This is a genomic window from Amycolatopsis sp. NPDC114503 (assembly GCF_055633655.1).
In genome coordinates, this window is sequence record NZ_JBVKDT010000008.1 from 403,722 (window position 1) to 419,012 (window position 15,291).

Here is a 15,291-nt window from a genome sequence, read left to right on the forward strand (position 1 = left end):
CACTGCGCACCCCCGCAATGACGGCGGGCAATGTCAACTCCCTGAAACATTCCGGCACGTTGAGGTAACACGGCGTCCTTACCGTCGGGTCATCGCCGACCCGAGGAGCGCCTGTGCCGCACGTCGACACACATTGCCCGTACTGCGCCTTGCAGTGCGGGATGCGCCTGGCTGAAACCCGGGTCACGCCAAGGGATTTCCCGGTCAACGCGGGCGGCCTGTGCCAGAAAGGCTGGACAGCCGGTTCGCTCCTGGAGTCCGGCGCACGACTGACCTCGCCGCTGCTCCGCCGAGACGGCGAACTGCAGCCGGTTTCCTGGGACGAGGCATTGGATTTCGTCGCGGATCGCCTACGCGCATCCCGGCGCACACACGGCGCGGACTCGGTCGCGGTGTTCGGCGGTGGCGGCCTGACCAACGAAAAGGCTTACCTGCTCGGGAAATTCGCCCGGATTGCGCTCGGAACATCGCAAATCGACTACAACGGCCGATTCTGCATGTCCTCGGCCGCCGCGGCCGGGATCCGAGCGTTCGGCGTGGACCGCGGACTTCCGTTCCCTGTCACCGATCTCGCGGGCGCGGACGTCGTCCTGCTCGCCGGAGCGAACCCGGCCGAGACGATGCCGCCGTTCATGCAGCACCTGGCGAGCGCGGAACTGATCGTCATCGACCCACGCCGTACCCCGACGGCCGAGAGCGCCGCGTTGCACCTCGCACCCGCGCCGGGAACGGATCTCGCGCTGGCGTTGGGAATCCTGCACGCGGTCGTCGCCGAGGGACACCTGGACAAGTCCTATGTGGATCTTCGGACGGCTGGGTTCGACGAGATGTGGCGAATCGCCGCTACCTGGTGGCCGGAGCGGGTCGAGCGGGTGACCGGCGTCTCGGCCGCGGATCAGCGCCGGGCGGCGGAAGTGCTGGCCCGGGCGGGAAATGCGTATGTGCTCACCGGGCGCGGTACGGAACAGCACGCGTCCGGCACCGCGACAGTCGGCGGGTGGATCAACCTGGCGCTCGCGCTGGGATTGCCCGGCCGTGCCGGTTCCGGGTTCGGTTGCCTGACCGGGCAGGGCAACGGCCAGGGCGGGCGGGAGCACGGGCAGAAGGCGGATCAACTGCCGGGGTATCGCAAGATCGACGACCCGGCGGCGCGTGCGCACGTGGCCGGAGTTTGGGGTGTGCCGCCGGAAAGCTTGCCGGGGCCGGGCCGGTCGGCGGTCGAGTTGCTCGATGAATTGGGCGATTCGATCAAGGCGTTGCTCGTGTTCGGAAGCAATCCGGTGGTGTCCGCGCCGCGGTCGGCTCGGGTACAGGACCGGTTGGCTGGACTGGATCTTCTCGTGGTGGCGGACTTCGTCCTGTCGGAAACCGCGGAACTGGCCGACGTGGTTTTCCCGGTGCCGCAATGGGCCGAGGAGGAAGGCACGTTGACCAACCTCGAAGGCCGGGTCCTCCTGCGGCAGCGGTCGATCGACCCGCCGGACGGAGTAAGCAGCGATCTGACGCTCTTGCGGGAACTCGCAGTCCGGATTGGACAGCCAGCCGAGAGGTTTCCGGACGACGCGACGGAGGTCTTCGAGGAGCTGCGCGCAGCGTCGAAAGGGGGAGCGGCGGACTACTCCGGCGTGACCTATCAACGGTTGCGGTCCGGGGAAGCGCTGCACTGGCCGGTTCCGGACGAGACGCACCCGGGCACGCCGCGAATGTTTCTCGAGGGATTCGCGCATCCGGACGGACGGGCGCGGTTCGCGGACGTCGACCACAGTGGACCCGCTGAGTTGCCGGACGAGACGTTTCCGTTGCAGGCCACGACCGGCCGAGTGTTGCAGCATTACCAATCCGGTGCGCAGACTCGCCGGATCGCGGAGCTGACGGCGGTCGTGCCGGAGGTATTCGTCGAGGTGCACCCGGACACCGCGGCGCGGTCCGGGCTGGCCGACGGCGATCGCGCGGTGGTGCGGTCGCGGCGCGGGGAGACAGTCGCGCAGGTGCGGTGTGTTTCGTCGATGCGGGCCGACCTGGTCTTCCTGCCGTTCCACTTTCCCGGTGCGGCACGGGCGAATCTGGTGACCAACCCGGCGCTCGACCCGGTGAGCCGGATGCCGGAGTTCAAGGTGTGCGCGGTGTCGTTGGCGAGGGCGGAAGCATGAGCGCGCGGAACGTCGTCATCATCGGGTACGGGATGGCCGGTGCACGCCTCGCGGACGAGATCCGGCGGCGTGATCCGGAGGCGGACCGAGTACGGCTGACTGTGCTTGGCGAAGAGCCGCATCCGGCGTACAACCGGGTGTTGCTGTCCACTGTGGTCGCTGGGGGAATGCACCCGGAAACAGTGCGGCTGCACGATTCGGGATGGGCAGAGCAGGCGCGGGTCGACCTGAGGCTCGGAACTCGGGTGACGCGGATCGACGCGGCACGACGGATTGTCCGCACGGAAACCGAAGATTTCCCCTACGACGCCGTGGTTCTCGCGACCGGTGCCGCGCCCTGGTTGCCGCCGGTCGAAGGCCTTGAACTCGGGCCGGAGGTCGTGACGTTCCGGACGCTGGACGACTGTGCGCGCATCGTCGACGCCGCACGACCGGGAGCGCCGGTCGCGGTACTCGGCGGCGGCCTGCTCGGCTTGGAAGCCGCACGAGGGCTGGCCGGTCGCGGTGCGAACGTGACCGTGGTGCACCCGCAGCCGCATGTGCTGGAACGGCAACTGGATTCCGGTGCCGGCCGAGTGCTGGCGCGCCGGCTGGCGGAGCTGGGCGTGACGTTCCGGTTCGAGGTAACGGCCGCGCGGCACCTTCCCGGCGACGGCTTGAAACTCGACGACGGCAGCTTCGTTCCCGCTGACCTCGTGGTCGTCGCGGCCGGGGTCCGGCCGGAGACTTCGCTCGCCGAAGCCGCCGGACTCGCGGTGGACCGCGGCATCCTGGTCGACGATCTGCTTCGGACCAGCGACGGCCGGATCCACGCGCTGGGCGATTGCGCACGCCACCCAGGCGCGCCGGCGGGATTGGTGCAGCCCGCGTGGGAACAGGCCGCGGTGCTCGCGGACCTGCTCACCGGCGCGGACGCCACGGCGCGGTATCGCGGCACTCGCACGGTGACCCGGCTCAAGGCTCGCGACATCGATCTCGCCGCACTCGGCGAAACTCAGGTGACCAGCGAGGACGACGCCGCCGAGGTCGTGACCTTCGACGATCCGTCCGGCGGAAGGTACGGCAAGCTCGTCGTGCGCGGCGACCGCGTGACCGGCGCGATCCTGCTCGGCTTGCCGGACGCGGCGGCGACCGTGACGCAGCTGCACGATCGAGGCACGCCAGTACCCGAAGACCGGCTCGCTGTTCTGCTCGGCCGAGCGTTGCCCGCGGGCGCGCCGACGGCCGCCAGCCCGGCTGATCTTCCTTCGTCCACAGTTATCTGCCGCTGCAACGCGGTGACCAAAGGCCGGCTGATCGAAGCCTGGCGGGGTGGCGCCACCGACGCTGCCGCACTCGCCCGCACCACCCGCGCGACCACGGGATGCGGCAGCTGCCGCGACACGGTCGGCGCGGTCGCGGACTGGCTGGCCGCGCAATGACCGCCCCCGGCAACGAGGAGGACGCCATGACCCGCCGTTGGATCGAGCACTGGGATCCCGAGGACGACGAGTTCTGGGAAACGACCGGCAAGCGCGTCGCCCGGCGCAACCTGTGGTTTTCCGTGTTCTCCGAGCACATCGGCTTTTCGATCTGGACATTGTGGTCAGTCGTGGTGCTGTTCATGGGCCCGGCTTACGGCTTCAGCGCGGCGGACAAGTTCCTGCTCGTCTCCACGCCGACGGTGGTCGGCGCGATCATGCGGATCCCGTACACCTTCGCGGTCGCGCGATTCGGCGGTCGCAACTGGACAGTGATCAGCGCGTTGCTGCTGCTCGTCCCGACGGTGCTGACCGCGGTCGTGCTGCACCCGGGTACCTCGCTCGGCACGTTCCTCTTGATGGCAGCTCTCGGCGGTGTCGGCGGCGGAAACTTCGCCTCCTCGATGACGAACATCAACACCTTCTACCCAGAACGGCACAAGGGCTGGGCACTCGGCCTGAACGCTGGTGGCGGAAACCTTGGCGTCGCGGTGATTCAGCTCGTCGGACTGCTCGTGATCGGCACCGTTGGTGCGACGGCTCCGCGGCTGGTGCTTTACATCTACCTTCCCTTGATCGTCATCGCCGCGACGTGCGCCGCATTGTTCATGGACAACCTGGCCAGCGTTCGAGGTGACACGAAGGCCATGCGCGAGGTAGTCCGTTTTGGACACACCTGGGTGATGTCGCTGCTGTACGTCGGCACGTTCGGTTCCTTTATCGGCTACAGCTTCGCCTTCGGGTTGGTGCTGCAGAACCAGTTCGGTCGGACGCCGTTGCAGGCAGCCGCGGTGACGTTCCTCGGACCGCTGCTGGGTTCCTTGTCGCGGCCGGTCGGCGGCTGGCTGTCGGATCGCATCGGCGGCGGCCGAGTCACCTTCGCGACGTTCGGCGCGATGGCCTTGGCGACTGTGGTGCTGGTACTGGCTTCCTCGGCTGACTCGCTGGCGACGTTCACCGCCGCGTTCATCGTTTTGTTCGTGCTCACCGGAATCGGCAACGGTTCGACGTACAAGATGATCCCGGCGATCTTCCAGGTCAAGGCGCGGGCGGCGATTCAGGCCGGCGCGGACGAGGCGGCGGAAATGCGGAACGCGCGCCGGCTGTCCGGAGCCGTGATCGGGCTGGCCGGTGCGATCGGTGCGCTGGGCGGGTTGTTCATCAACCTCGCGTTCCGGCAGTCGTTCGCCACCGCGCACAGCGGTGTCCCGGCGTTCGTCGGATTTCTGGTCTTCTACGCGGTGTGCGTGGGTGTGACGTGGTTCGGCTATCTGCGCAAGCCGGCGGTGCGAGCGCAGGTGGCGTTGGCAGGAGCGGAGGTCTGAAATGCCTACAGTGGTGGTTGCCGGGCACGGAATGGTCGCGCACCGGTTCGTGGAGGCACTTCGCGCGGCAGACGCGGCGGGCGAGTGGCGGGTCGTCGTCTTCGGCGAGGAGAATCGTCCCGCTTACGACCGGGTCGCGCTGACCTCCTATGTGGACAGTTGGGATCCGGCGGCGTTGGCGTTGCCGGGATCGGATTACGCCGGTGACGACGCGGTCGAGCTCCGCCTCGGCGAGGTCGTCGTCTCGGTGGATCGCGAAGCCAAGACGGTGACGACGGCGGCCGGGCACGTGCAGTCGTATGACTCGCTCGTGCTGGCGACCGGTTCTCGTCCGTTCGTGCCGCCGGTGCCGGGGCGGGATCTGCCCGGAGTCTTCGTATACCGGACGATCGAAGATCTCGACGCCATTCGTGCGGCGGCGCAGCGGCAAGGTCGCGGCCGTCGGGCGGCGATGGTGATCGGCGGCGGTCTGCTCGGGTTGGAAGCGGCGAAGGCGTTGCGGGACATGGGCTTGTCGCCGCACGTCGTGGAAATGGCACCGCGGTTGATGCCGTTGCAGGTCGACGATGGCGGCGGCGGGCTGCTTCGGCGGTTAATCGCGAACCTTGACGTGACCGTCCACACGGGAACTTCGACGGACGCGATCGAGTCCGACGGGTCGCGATTGCTGGCCAAGCTGGGCAACGGCACGGAGCTTGACGTCGACCTGGTGGTCTTTTCCGCCGGTGTCCGCCCCCGGGACGACCTGGCCAGGGAGTCCGGTTTGGATGTCGGCGAGCGCGGCGGCGTCCTGGTCGACGCGACGTGCCGGACCAGCGATTCGGCGGTCTACGCGATCGGCGAGTGCGCGGCGGTCGAAGGTCGCGTGTACGGCATTGTCGCGCCGGGCTACGCGATGGCGGAGGTGGTCGCGGCGCAGCTCACCGGTGCCACGGCGAGCTTCCCCGAACCGGACACCGCGACGAAGCTGAAGCTGATGGGCGTGGACGTCGCGAGTTTCGGCGACGCGCACGCGGCGACCGAAGGATCGTTGGAAGTCGCGGTGAACGACGCCGTGGCCGGGACGTACAAGAAGCTCGTGGTGACCGACGACGGCCGGACGCTGCTCGGCGGGGTTCTGGTCGGCGACGCGGCGGAGTACAACACGCTGCGGGCGTTGGTTGGTCGCCCGCTGCCTGCTGACCCGGGTGCGTTGCTCGCGCCGGCCGGCGGCGGGGCGGCGGTCGGCGTGGACGCGTTGCCGGACGAGGCGCAAGTCTGTTCGTGCAACGGGGTTTCCAAAGGTGCGCTGACCCGGGCGATCACTGAGGACGGCTGCGATTCGGTCGGGAAGCTGAAGGCGTGCACGCGGGCAGGAACCTCGTGCGGCTCGTGTGTGCCGATGCTCGCGAAGCTGCTGAACGCGTGCGGTGTCGAGCAATCGAAGGCGCTGTGCGAACACTTCACGCAGTCTCGCGCGGAGCTGTTCGAGATCATCCGGGCGACACAGATGACGACGTTCAGCGAGGTGGTGAACCGTTACGGCACTGGGACCGGTTGTGCGATCTGCAAGCCCGCGGTGGCGTCGATCCTGGCGACGTTGGGCAACGGGCACATTCTCGGCGGCGAGCAGGCCGCGCTGCAGGACACCAATGACCGGTTCCTCGCGAACATGCAGCGCAACGGCAGCTATTCCGTGGTGCCGCGGATTCCCGGCGGCGAGATCACGCCGGAGAAGCTGATGGTGATCGCGCAAGTCGCGCAGGATTTCGGGCTGTACACGAAGATCACCGGCGGACAGCGGATCGACCTGTTCGGTGCCACTGTGGACCAGCTGCCGGAGATCTGGCGCCGGCTGGTCGACGCGGGCTTCGAGTCTGGGCACGCGTACGGAAAATCCTTGCGCACAGTCAAATCCTGCGTCGGGTCGACCTGGTGCCGTTATGGCGTGCAGGACAGCGTGGGGCTGGCGATCGACTTGGAGCTGCGGTATCGCGGATTGCGGTCGCCGCACAAGATCAAGGCCGGAGTGTCCGGGTGTGCGCGTGAATGTGCTGAAGCGCGCGGCAAGGACTTCGGCGTGATCGCCACCGAACACGGGTGGAACCTCTACGTCGGCGGCAACGGCGGAGCGACGCCCCGGCACGCGGAACTTCTGGTGTCTGATGTGGACACCGAAACTCTGGTGCGCACGATCGACCGGTTCCTGATGTTCTACGTGCGCACGGCGGATCGGCTGCAGCGCACGGCGCCGTGGATCGAGGAGCTGGACGGCGGGCTCGACCACCTGCGCTCGGTGATCGTGGACGACAGCCTCGGCATCTGCGAGGACCTGGACGCGGCGATGGCGAAACACGTCGAGGGCTACACCGACGAATGGCGCGGGGTGCTGGAGGATCCGGACAAGCTGGCGCGCTTCAGTTCGTTCGTGAACGCGCCGGGGACGCCCGATCCGTCGATCTCGTTCCGCGAGGAGCGGGAGCAGCGGATCCCGGTGCTGCTGGGAGTTCCGGAGGTGCGGCGATGACCATGACTTCATCCTGGACCGCGGTGTGCGCGGCCGCGGACATTCCGGAGTTCTGCGGAGCCGCGGCGCTGGTCGACGGCCAGCAGGTCGCGGTGTTCCACGCCGGCGACGGCTGGTACGCACTGTCCAATTGGGACCCGTGCAGTGGTGCGGCGGTGCTTTCGCGAGGGATTGTCGGCGACGCCGGGGGAGAGCCGGTGGTCGCGTCGCCGGTCTACAAGGAACGGTTTTCGCTCCGAAGCGGAGAGTGCCTGGACGCGGAGGGTGTTTCGGTGCCGGTGTATCCGATTCGCGTACGGGACGGGGTGATCGAGGTGGGATCGCCGTGACAGACGTCCGGCCGCTGGCCGGGTTCACGGTGGGAATCACGGCAGCGCGCCGAGCTGAAGAGCTGGGCGCGCTGCTCGTGCGCCAAGGCGCCGCGGTCCGGTATGGACCGGCGATCCGGATCGTGCCGCTGGCCGACGACACCGAACTGCACGCGGCGACGATGCGGTTGCTGGAGTCGCCGGTGGACCTTGTCGTGGCGACGACCGGGATCGGCTTTCGCGGCTGGATCGAGGCCGCGGAAGGCTGGGGCCTCGGAGACAAGGTGCTCGACCATCTGTCGAGCGCGTCGCTGCTGGCTCGCGGCCCGAAAGCGGCAGGCGCGGTGCGGACGGCGGGGTTGGTGGAGGACTATTCGCCCGCTTCGGAGAGCAGCGCGGAGCTGCTGCAGTATCTGACCAAGTCCGGAGTGGACGGACGGCGGATCGCGCTTCAGCTGCACGGCGAGCCGTTGCCGTTCTTCGCGGAGACCCTTCGGCAGGCAGGTGCCGAGGTGATCGAGATCCCGGTGTACCGCTGGGTCGCTCCGGCCGATCCGGGACCGCTCGACCGGCTGTTGGACGCGGTACTGGAAGGCACGATCGACGCGTTGCCGTTCACCAGCGCGCCCGCTGCCGCGTCGACCGTCGCGATGGCGCGGCGGACTGGTCGGCTCGGCGCGCTGGTCGAGGTGTTGAGCAGTCGGGTGGTGGTGGCGTGCGTCGGCCCGATCGCCGCTGCGCCGCTCGCCTCTCTTGGCGTTCCGACTGTCCAACCGAGACGGTCGCGAATAGGCGCGCTGGCGCGAACGGTCGCCGAGACTTTGGTCGAGGCCTCGCCGACGCTGTACGCCGCAGGTCATGTGCTGCAGGTCCGCGGCACCGGCGCGCTGGTGGACGGCGAATGGCGCGAGATCGCCCCGGCCCCGATGGCGCTCCTGCGCGCTCTCGCGCGGCAACCTGGCCGAGTGGTCGCGCGCCGTGAGCTGTCGGCCGAGCTTCCGTCCGGCGGCGAGGCGCACGCGGTGGAGACGGCGATCGGCCGGTTACGGACCTCCCTCGGCGGCAATGGAGTGGTGCAGACCGTGGTCAAACGCGGCTATCGGCTGGCGGTGAATCCCGGCGACAGCCCAGCGTCGATCGGCTAACCTCGGCCTGGTGCGGATGGTCCCCATTCCGCCGGGAACGGTGACGCTCACCGACCGGCGGACAGAACGCAGCTGGACAGTCGACGTGCCCGCGTTCGAGCTAGGCGCGTTCCCGGTCACCCAGGAGGAATACGACGGCGGCGGAGACCTGCCCGCGGTCGAGGTGTCCTGGTTGGACGCTGTGCGGTTCTGCAACACACTGTCCGAACGCGACGGACTGCCACCCGCTTACCTGCTCGGAAGCGACGAAGTGGAGTGGGACCGGTCCGCCTCCGGCTACCGGCTGCCCACTGAAGTCGAATGGGAACACGCCTGCCGCGCCGGCACCGAAGGCCCTCGGTACGGCGACCTGGACGAGATCGCCTGGTACGAAGGAAACTCCGGCGGCAGGCTGCATCCGCCCGGAGAGAAGCGTCCGAATGCTTGGGGCGCTTACGATGTACTCGGCAACACGTGGGATTGGTGCTGGGATCTCTACGATCCGGCCGTGTACGGCGAGTATCGAGTGCTCAAGGGCGGCGGATGGGCGGACGAACACTGGAGCGTCCGGGTGTCGGTGCGCCGTCGCAGCCATCCGACGTTCCGGGTGGACGACGTCGGCTTTCGCGTCGCACGGTCCAGTTAGGACTGTGCGGAGTCCCACCAGGACAGAATCCGCGTGCCGTACAGCGTCAGCCACTTCGAGGGCTCGCCGGCGGACACGTCGACCTCGAACCACATGTCACCGTTGAGCCGGCCGTCCTGCAGCCAGGTTCCGTCCGGCTGCCGGGCGGCGCGAACCCGTTCCACCGCGTCGGCGAGCCGCGGGTCGGGCGGAATGTCGTCCACGATGGCGGCCTCGCGGAAGTGTTCGACCGCGTTGATCGCGCTGTAGTGCCACCGCACCGGATACGCGAAATGATCCACCCAGGACGCCACCTGCTCGCCGGTCGAGAGCCGGTACAGCAGACGGCGTTCCAGCAGGTACTCCTCGCCGGCGCGGCGGGCGGCGTGCGTCTCGTCGGTGCCGCCGGTCGCGATGTCGTAGGCGAGCAAGCCTTTCACCGCGTTCAGCGTCGAGTGGAAGGACGAGCGTTTCGACCCGTCGACCCATTCGCAGTTCCAGCCGCCGTCGGCCATCTGGTGCTCGGGGAACCAGTGGGCGAGCCGGGAGACGTCAACGCCGAGCCAGCCGCCGTTCGCGAGGGTCCAGGCATTGATGCAGACGTCGACTTCGCCGTCCCAGTACGGCAGATCGTGGTATTCCCACCGGGAATTCTCGGCGATCAATTCGGCCGTGCGCCGGGCGCGCAGCACAGCCGGATCCAGGCCCCATTCACGCAGCATGGTGAGCGACCAGGTGGTGGCCGTCCACGGCTGTCCGGTGTCGGGTCCGGGCTCGAATTGCGCGGGGAAGAACGCGCCGCCGGCCCATTGCCCGTCCGGGTCTTGCCGCGCGAGGAGTTGTGCGCCGAAGCCCTCGGTCGCGATCTTGTGCCGGGTGGCCGTCCAGACTTCGGGCGGCGCGTCCGCTAAGTCCCGTTCGACCTGCCAGCGCAGCGTCGGGTCTGAGTCGAGCAGCCATTTCAGCACGTCAGGACTTTAGCCCGCCGGTCAACCCCACGTCACGGAAAAGTCCTCGTAGCCCCGCGCGGATGCGACCCGCGCCGCCTCGTCCTCGGCGGCTTCGCGGTCCGAGCGGCGGAGCGGGTCGAATTCGGCGAGGGTGAAGGCCAGGCGTTTGCCCGACGCTTTCATGCGCCAGGTACCCATAATCTCGCCGTCGACCAATAGCGCTCCGGGGCTGCCGAGGATTTTCCACACCTCTTTCGCCCGCGCTTTGTCCGGCACGAGTACGGCTTTGTCCCGGCTTTGCGTGTACGGATCGAGCGGCGGCAACAGGCGTACGCCAGTAGCCGACGGCGGGTTCTCCAGCGCGGGCAACCGATCAGTCGGGATGAATGCCAGCCGACCGTCCACTTTGACTTCGGTCACGGCGGAAGGCCAAGTACCGCGGACACAAGTCTTTGCGGTGCCTAGAAAACCAGCCGCGTCGCCTTGCGTCGCGGGCCCGTTGAAGCGCAGATACCGCTCGAGAACTCGCGAAACTGCCGCCGGAGCCGGACGCGTGGACAGCCGTCCGCGATCCTCCAGCGGCGCGAGTGTCGCCGGAGACTGTCCGGCTTCCAGCTGCGCGCCGCCGTGCAGGGAGGCGATTCGCATGAGCTGTTCATGGACGTGAGTCGCATTGCAAGGACGGCACCAGCGACTGAACGAGGGCGGCAACAGCTTCGTGATCTCGCCGCTTACGACGCCCTTGGTCATCGGCTTGGTGACCACTTTGCGGATCGCCCGCGCGGTGGTGAACACAATGTCCACAGGGGACACCGCAGCGGCCTCGAGATCCTTCTTCTGCCACAACATCCGGGCCAGCGCGTCCGGATTATCGAGCGGCACCAAGGCAGCCGTCAGCTCCGGCAGATCCACGCGTCGGTGGAAATGCGGCGCGCCCCGGTGCGACCACACCAGGGCGAGCCGCGGATCGTCCACAAGGGACTCCGGCGTGACCGGATCCGGCATCCGCGCGGTCAACGAGAGCGCGGCGGTGTCGCGCATGCTGTCCTGCAGACCGAGGTCCAGGAGCGGAAGTTCGTACGGATCGGCGACGGAGCGGTGCAGCCCCTGCTCGGCGATCCGGTACGCCAGCGCCTGTTCGCGCGATACTTCCAGCATCCCGGCCTCCTTCAGATCTTGTAGTCGAAGGTGTACGACACGGTCGGCTCGCCCAGCACGCCGTGCACCGTGCCGGTGCCGCTGATGCCGGCCAGTTCGCCGGTGCCGGAGCCCGGCACGACCTCGAATGTCGAGCGGATGCTCTTCGGGTCGAAGCCCCACTCCTGGCGGACCACGAACGTGCCGCGGCGGCCGTCGACAGTGCCCTCGAACCGGTCGTAGCCCGGCGACGTGGTCGCGCCGCCGTCGTAGCCTTCGCCCGGGTAGTACAGCAGGTAGTCGCCGGTGGCCGCACCCTGGATGACGCCCGAGTACTCCATCGCGGCGTGCACGTAGGCGACGCGCGGACTGCCCTCCTCGCCGCTCGCCACGTGCTCTTCCCACTTCGTCATGCCAAACGTATTCATGCGGAGCAGTTAATCAGCCATACCTGCCATCTTGTGTCAGGTATTTCAGTCATACTTGCCGCATGCGTGCCGGCCGTTTGCTCACCGTGCTTCTCCTGCTGCAGAACCGCGGCCGGATGACCGCCGAGGAATTGGCCGCTGAGCTGGAGGTTTCGGTCCGGACGGTGTACCGGGACATCGACGCGCTGTCGGCCTCGGGGGTGCCGGTGTACGCCGACCGCGGCCGCAGCGGCGGCTACCAGCTGGTCGACGGCTACCGGACCCGGCTGACCGGCCTCAACGAGGACGAAGCCCAGTCGCTGGCGCTCGCCGGGCTGCCGGTGGCGGCCGCTGAGCTGGGGCTCGGCACGGTGCTGGCGGCGGCGCAGCTGAAGCTGTACGCCGCGTTGCCGCAGGAGTTGCGCAGCCGCGCCGGACGCGTCGCCGAGCGGTTCTACCTCGACGTTCCCGGCTGGCATCGCGGCATCGAAAGCCTGCCGACGCTGTCCGCGGTCGCCGACGCGGTGTGGTCCGCGCGGCGGATCCGCGTCCGGTACGAACGGTGGGGGCAGCGCGAGGTCGAGCGGGTGCTGGAACCGCTCGGCCTGATCCTCAAAGCAGGCAACTGGTACCTCGCCGCCCGGTGCGAGGGGACCGATCGCACCTACCGGATTTCGCGCATCCACGAGCTGACCGACCTCGGCGAGGAGTTCGAACGACCGGCGGAATTCGACCTCGCCGGTTACTGGCAGGAGTGGTCGGAGCAGTTCGAACGCCGGATGTACCCCCGAAAGGCGAAGGTGCGCCTCTCGCCGCGCTCCCAGGCTCTCGTACCGTTCTACTCGGGCAGTGTCGGCGCCCGGGCGCTTCGCGAGGCAGTCGCCGCCGGAGCGGAACCGGACGGCGACGGATGGTTGACGATCGACCTGCCGGTCGAACCGGGAGAAGCGGCCATCGGCGAACTGCTGCGGTTCGGGCCGCATTTGGAGGTGCTCGCGCCGGAGGATCTGCGGACGGAACTGGCGGCGGCGATCCGGGAGATGGGGCAGAGGTATGAGTGAGCTGGACAAAGCGGCGGGGCGGTGTTCGGGCGAGCTGCGGCGCGGTGCGGAGATTTCGCTGGCTTCTTCGCCGGAGATGGGACAAGCGGATGGGTGAGCTGGACGGCGTGCGGATCGGCGTCACGGCCGAGCGGCGCGCGGACGACCTGATCGGCGCGTTGCTCAGGCACGGTGCCGAGGTCCGGCACGCGCCGACAATCACGATCGTCCCGCTGCCCGACGATCCGGAACTGCGCCAAGGCACCGAAGCCGTCCTCGCCGCGCCGGTCGACCTCACCGCGGTCACCACCGGGGCCGGGTTCCGCGGCTGGCTCGACGCCGCCGAAGGCTGGGGTCTTCGCGGCGCGCTGCTGGACTCGCTGGCCGGGTCGCGCATCTTCGCGCGCGGGCCGAAAGCGGTGGGCGCGGTGCGTGGCGTCGGCCTGCGCGAGCAGTACTCCGCGCCCGGCGAGACCAACGACGAGCTGTTCGGCGCGCTCACCGAAGCCGGTGTCGACGGCGCGCGCGTGGCGCTGCAACTGCACGGCGCGCCGCTGCCGGAGTTCACTGATCCGCTGGCGGCGGCGGGTGCGTCGGTGCTCGCGGTGCAGCCCTACCGCTGGCACACGCCGCCGAATCCGGAGCCGGTGTTCTCGCTGATCCGCGAAGTGCTGTCCGGGGAACTAGCCGCGTTGGTGTTCACCAGCGCCCCGGCCGCGACGAATTTCCTGACGCTCGCCGACGAATCCGGCCACGGTGCGGAGCTGCGCGAGACCCTGAGCGGTGGCACGGTCGTCTGCGCGTGCGTCGGTCCGGTGACTGCGGCGCCGTTGGAGGCAGCCGGAATCCGCACGCTACAGCCGGAGCGTCAGCGGCTAGGCGCGTTGGTGAAGCTAGTGGTCGCGAAGCTCGGTTAGGACGCTTCGGCCTGCTGTCGTCCGGCGGCTTCTTCGCTGAGGCCTTGCCGCCAGTAGCCGGTGAAGCAGATCGCGGTCTTGTCGAAGCCGCGCTCGCGGACAAGGTGTCGCCGAACGAGCTTCACGACGCCTGCTTCGCCGGACACCCACGCGTACGGCGTGCCGTTGGGCAGTTCGGCCGCGCGTACGGCGTCGACGAGCGCTTCGCCGTGCGTACGCGTCCCGCGGACGACCCAGTGCACTTCAACCGCACCGTTGGTCTCGAAGGTCTGTCGCTCCGCGCGGTCCGGAATCTCGACGTACACCGACGCGCGCGCCGACTGCGGCAGCCGCTCGAGAATCCCGCCGATCGCCGGCAACGCTGTCTCGTCGCCGACCAGCAGCTGCCACGTCGTCCCGTCGGGCACGTCGTACAACCCGTGCGGCCCGAGGAACGCGACGCGACCGCCGACCTCCGCCTGCCCGGCCCACGTCGACGCCGGGCCGCCGCTCTCCTCGTGCAGCACGAAGTCGACGTCCACCTCGCCACTCTCCGGACGCGCCGCGCGCACCGTGTACGTCCGCATCGGCGGCCGGACGTCGTCGGGCATCGCGAGGTAGCGGCGGTACCAGGACAGGACGTCGTCCTCGCCCGTCTCGGCGGGCGGCAGGTGCGGCTCCTCGTCGCCGGGAAGCGGGAAGAACACCTTCACGTACGCGTCCGGGGCCGCCGGGCCCGCCGCCGCGAGACCCGGGCAGTCGAACGTGATCCGGGCCATGTGCGGGGTGACCCGCCGGACCGCGGTGACCTTGCCGGGGTGATAGGTGAGGGTGCCCATGAGGTGAGGCTAACCTAAAGCGCGCGAGGCGGGCTATGGCCGGGGAGGATGGCGGGCGCCACGTTTGCCCGGATCGGGCGGGGTTCGGCCGCCGTTGGCGACGCTGGCCGGGCTCGCGAAGCGGGCTCGCCCACCTCGGCGGAGTTGGTGCGGGTTCGGCCGCCGTTGGCGACGTTGCCGGGCTCTGCGACGCGGGCTTGCTCACCTCGGCGGAGTTGGTGACGCCGAGGTGCGCGAAGCGGGTTCGCCCACCTCGGCACGCTCCGCGTGCAAGAGCTGAGTTGGTGCGGGTTCGGCCGCGAGGGCACGGGCCTGGGCGGTTCTCCCCATGGGGTGAGCGGGAGCCAGTCGCGCCATGGGGTGAGCGGGAGCCAGTAGCGCCCTGATGCGGAGCGCCAGCCGGGCCGCGCACCTCGCGTAACTCCTCGCGCCCGCAAACGTCCGTGAGGGGACCCCTGAGGGAATCTGATTCCCTCAGGGGTCCCCTCACGGACATCGACCTTGCCGTGCCGCGCCAGGAAACC

At 69.0% G+C, this 15,291-nt stretch carries 13 protein-coding genes; 9 read left to right on the forward strand and 4 right to left on the reverse strand.

From position 1 onward, the window contains the following. Window positions 1–113 precede the first annotated feature (113 nt). From ACZ7OI_RS32885 to ACZ7OI_RS32915, 7 genes are read left to right on the forward strand one after another with little or no spacing between them, the layout of a single operon-like run. A complete protein-coding gene (locus ACZ7OI_RS32885) occupies window positions 114–2,150 on the forward strand; it encodes a molybdopterin oxidoreductase family protein (RefSeq protein WP_470267956.1) in 2,037 nt (678 codons plus the stop codon). Next, window positions 2,147–3,571: an FAD-dependent oxidoreductase gene (locus ACZ7OI_RS32890; protein ID WP_470267957.1), complete on the forward strand. Its 1,425-nt coding sequence runs from the start codon at window positions 2,147–2,149 to the stop codon at window positions 3,569–3,571. Before ACZ7OI_RS32885 ends, ACZ7OI_RS32890 begins: the two co-directional genes overlap by 4 nt. 26 nt (window positions 3,572–3,597) lie before the next feature. Beyond that, the gene (locus ACZ7OI_RS32895; protein WP_470267958.1) at window positions 3,598–4,935 is read left to right on the forward strand and encodes a nitrate/nitrite transporter; all 1,338 of its coding nucleotides are present in this window, start codon (window positions 3,598–3,600) and stop codon (window positions 4,933–4,935) included. A 1-nt stretch (window position 4,936) separates the two neighbouring features. After that, window positions 4,937–7,441 carry a nitrite reductase large subunit NirB gene (gene nirB / locus ACZ7OI_RS32900; protein ID WP_470267959.1) on the forward strand — a complete coding sequence of 835 codons (2,505 nt, stop codon included), beginning with the start codon at window positions 4,937–4,939 and terminating at the stop codon, window positions 7,439–7,441. Then, window positions 7,438–7,770 carry a nitrite reductase small subunit NirD gene (gene nirD / locus ACZ7OI_RS32905; protein ID WP_470267960.1) on the forward strand — a complete coding sequence of 111 codons (333 nt, stop codon included), beginning with the start codon at window positions 7,438–7,440 and terminating at the stop codon, window positions 7,768–7,770. Before nirB ends, nirD begins: the two co-directional genes overlap by 4 nt. Then, the gene (locus tag ACZ7OI_RS32910; protein WP_470267961.1) at window positions 7,767–8,894 is read left to right on the forward strand and encodes a uroporphyrinogen-III synthase; all 1,128 of its coding nucleotides are present in this window, start codon (window positions 7,767–7,769) and stop codon (window positions 8,892–8,894) included. Before nirD ends, ACZ7OI_RS32910 begins: the two co-directional genes overlap by 4 nt. 16 nt (window positions 8,895–8,910) lie before the next feature. Further along, window positions 8,911–9,519 carry a formylglycine-generating enzyme family protein gene (locus ACZ7OI_RS32915; protein ID WP_470268060.1) on the forward strand — a complete coding sequence of 203 codons (609 nt, stop codon included), beginning with the start codon at window positions 8,911–8,913 and terminating at the stop codon, window positions 9,517–9,519. Here the strand turns inward: ACZ7OI_RS32915 and ACZ7OI_RS32920 are convergent. From ACZ7OI_RS32920 to ACZ7OI_RS32930, 3 genes are read right to left on the reverse strand one after another with little or no spacing between them, the layout of a single operon-like run. Then, window positions 9,516–10,466, reverse strand: a complete 951-nt coding sequence (locus ACZ7OI_RS32920) for a prenyltransferase/squalene oxidase repeat-containing protein (protein ID WP_470267962.1) — start codon at window positions 10,464–10,466, stop codon at window positions 9,516–9,518. The two genes, ACZ7OI_RS32915 and ACZ7OI_RS32920, sit on opposite strands and share 4 nt — an antisense overlap. A gap of 21 nt (window positions 10,467–10,487) precedes the next feature. Next, complete coding sequence (locus ACZ7OI_RS32925; RefSeq protein WP_470267963.1) at window positions 10,488–11,606, reverse strand: winged helix DNA-binding domain-containing protein; 1,119 nt, start codon at window positions 11,604–11,606, stop codon at window positions 10,488–10,490. Window positions 11,607–11,617: 11 nt separating this feature from the next. Next, window positions 11,618–12,013: a DUF3224 domain-containing protein gene (locus tag ACZ7OI_RS32930; protein WP_470267964.1), complete on the reverse strand. Its 396-nt coding sequence runs from the start codon at window positions 12,011–12,013 to the stop codon at window positions 11,618–11,620. 62 nt (window positions 12,014–12,075) lie between these two features. Between ACZ7OI_RS32930 and ACZ7OI_RS32935 the strand changes: the two genes are divergently transcribed. Next, window positions 12,076–13,053 (forward strand): helix-turn-helix transcriptional regulator, encoded by a 978-nt coding sequence (locus ACZ7OI_RS32935; protein ID WP_470267965.1) that lies wholly within the window; start codon window positions 12,076–12,078, stop codon window positions 13,051–13,053. Between the two features lie 89 nt (window positions 13,054–13,142). Then, entirely contained in the window at window positions 13,143–13,949 is an 807-nt protein-coding gene (locus ACZ7OI_RS32940; RefSeq protein ID WP_470267966.1) for a uroporphyrinogen-III synthase, read from the forward strand. Here the strand turns inward: ACZ7OI_RS32940 and ACZ7OI_RS32945 are convergent. Beyond that, window positions 13,946–14,767 carry a siderophore-interacting protein gene (locus tag ACZ7OI_RS32945; protein ID WP_470267967.1) on the reverse strand — a complete coding sequence of 274 codons (822 nt, stop codon included), beginning with the start codon at window positions 14,765–14,767 and terminating at the stop codon, window positions 13,946–13,948. The two genes, ACZ7OI_RS32940 and ACZ7OI_RS32945, sit on opposite strands and share 4 nt — an antisense overlap. Window positions 14,768–15,291: the final 524 nt, after the last annotated feature.

Excerpts from the sequence above, each read along its gene's own strand:
- ACZ7OI_RS32930 (WP_470267964.1), bottom strand. The coding sequence starts at position 12,013 with ATGAATACGTTTGGCATGACGAAGTGGGAAGAGCACGTGGCGAGCGGC.
- ACZ7OI_RS32940 (WP_470267966.1), top strand. The coding sequence starts at position 13,143 with ATGGGTGAGCTGGACGGCGTGCGGATCGGCGTCACGGCCGAGCGGCGC.
- nirB (WP_470267959.1), top strand. The coding sequence starts at position 4,937 with ATGCCTACAGTGGTGGTTGCCGGGCACGGAATGGTCGCGCACCGGTTC.
- ACZ7OI_RS32935 (WP_470267965.1), top strand. The coding sequence starts at position 12,076 with ATGCGTGCCGGCCGTTTGCTCACCGTGCTTCTCCTGCTGCAGAACCGC.
- ACZ7OI_RS32915 (WP_470268060.1), top strand. The coding sequence starts at position 8,911 with ATGGTCCCCATTCCGCCGGGAACGGTGACGCTCACCGACCGGCGGACA.
- nirD (WP_470267960.1), top strand. The coding sequence starts at position 7,438 with ATGACCATGACTTCATCCTGGACCGCGGTGTGCGCGGCCGCGGACATT.
- ACZ7OI_RS32895 (WP_470267958.1), top strand. The coding sequence starts at position 3,598 with ATGACCCGCCGTTGGATCGAGCACTGGGATCCCGAGGACGACGAGTTC.
- ACZ7OI_RS32890 (WP_470267957.1), top strand. The coding sequence starts at position 2,147 with ATGAGCGCGCGGAACGTCGTCATCATCGGGTACGGGATGGCCGGTGCA.
- ACZ7OI_RS32945 (WP_470267967.1), bottom strand. The coding sequence starts at position 14,767 with ATGGGCACCCTCACCTATCACCCCGGCAAGGTCACCGCGGTCCGGCGG.
- ACZ7OI_RS32925 (WP_470267963.1), bottom strand. The coding sequence starts at position 11,606 with ATGCTGGAAGTATCGCGCGAACAGGCGCTGGCGTACCGGATCGCCGAG.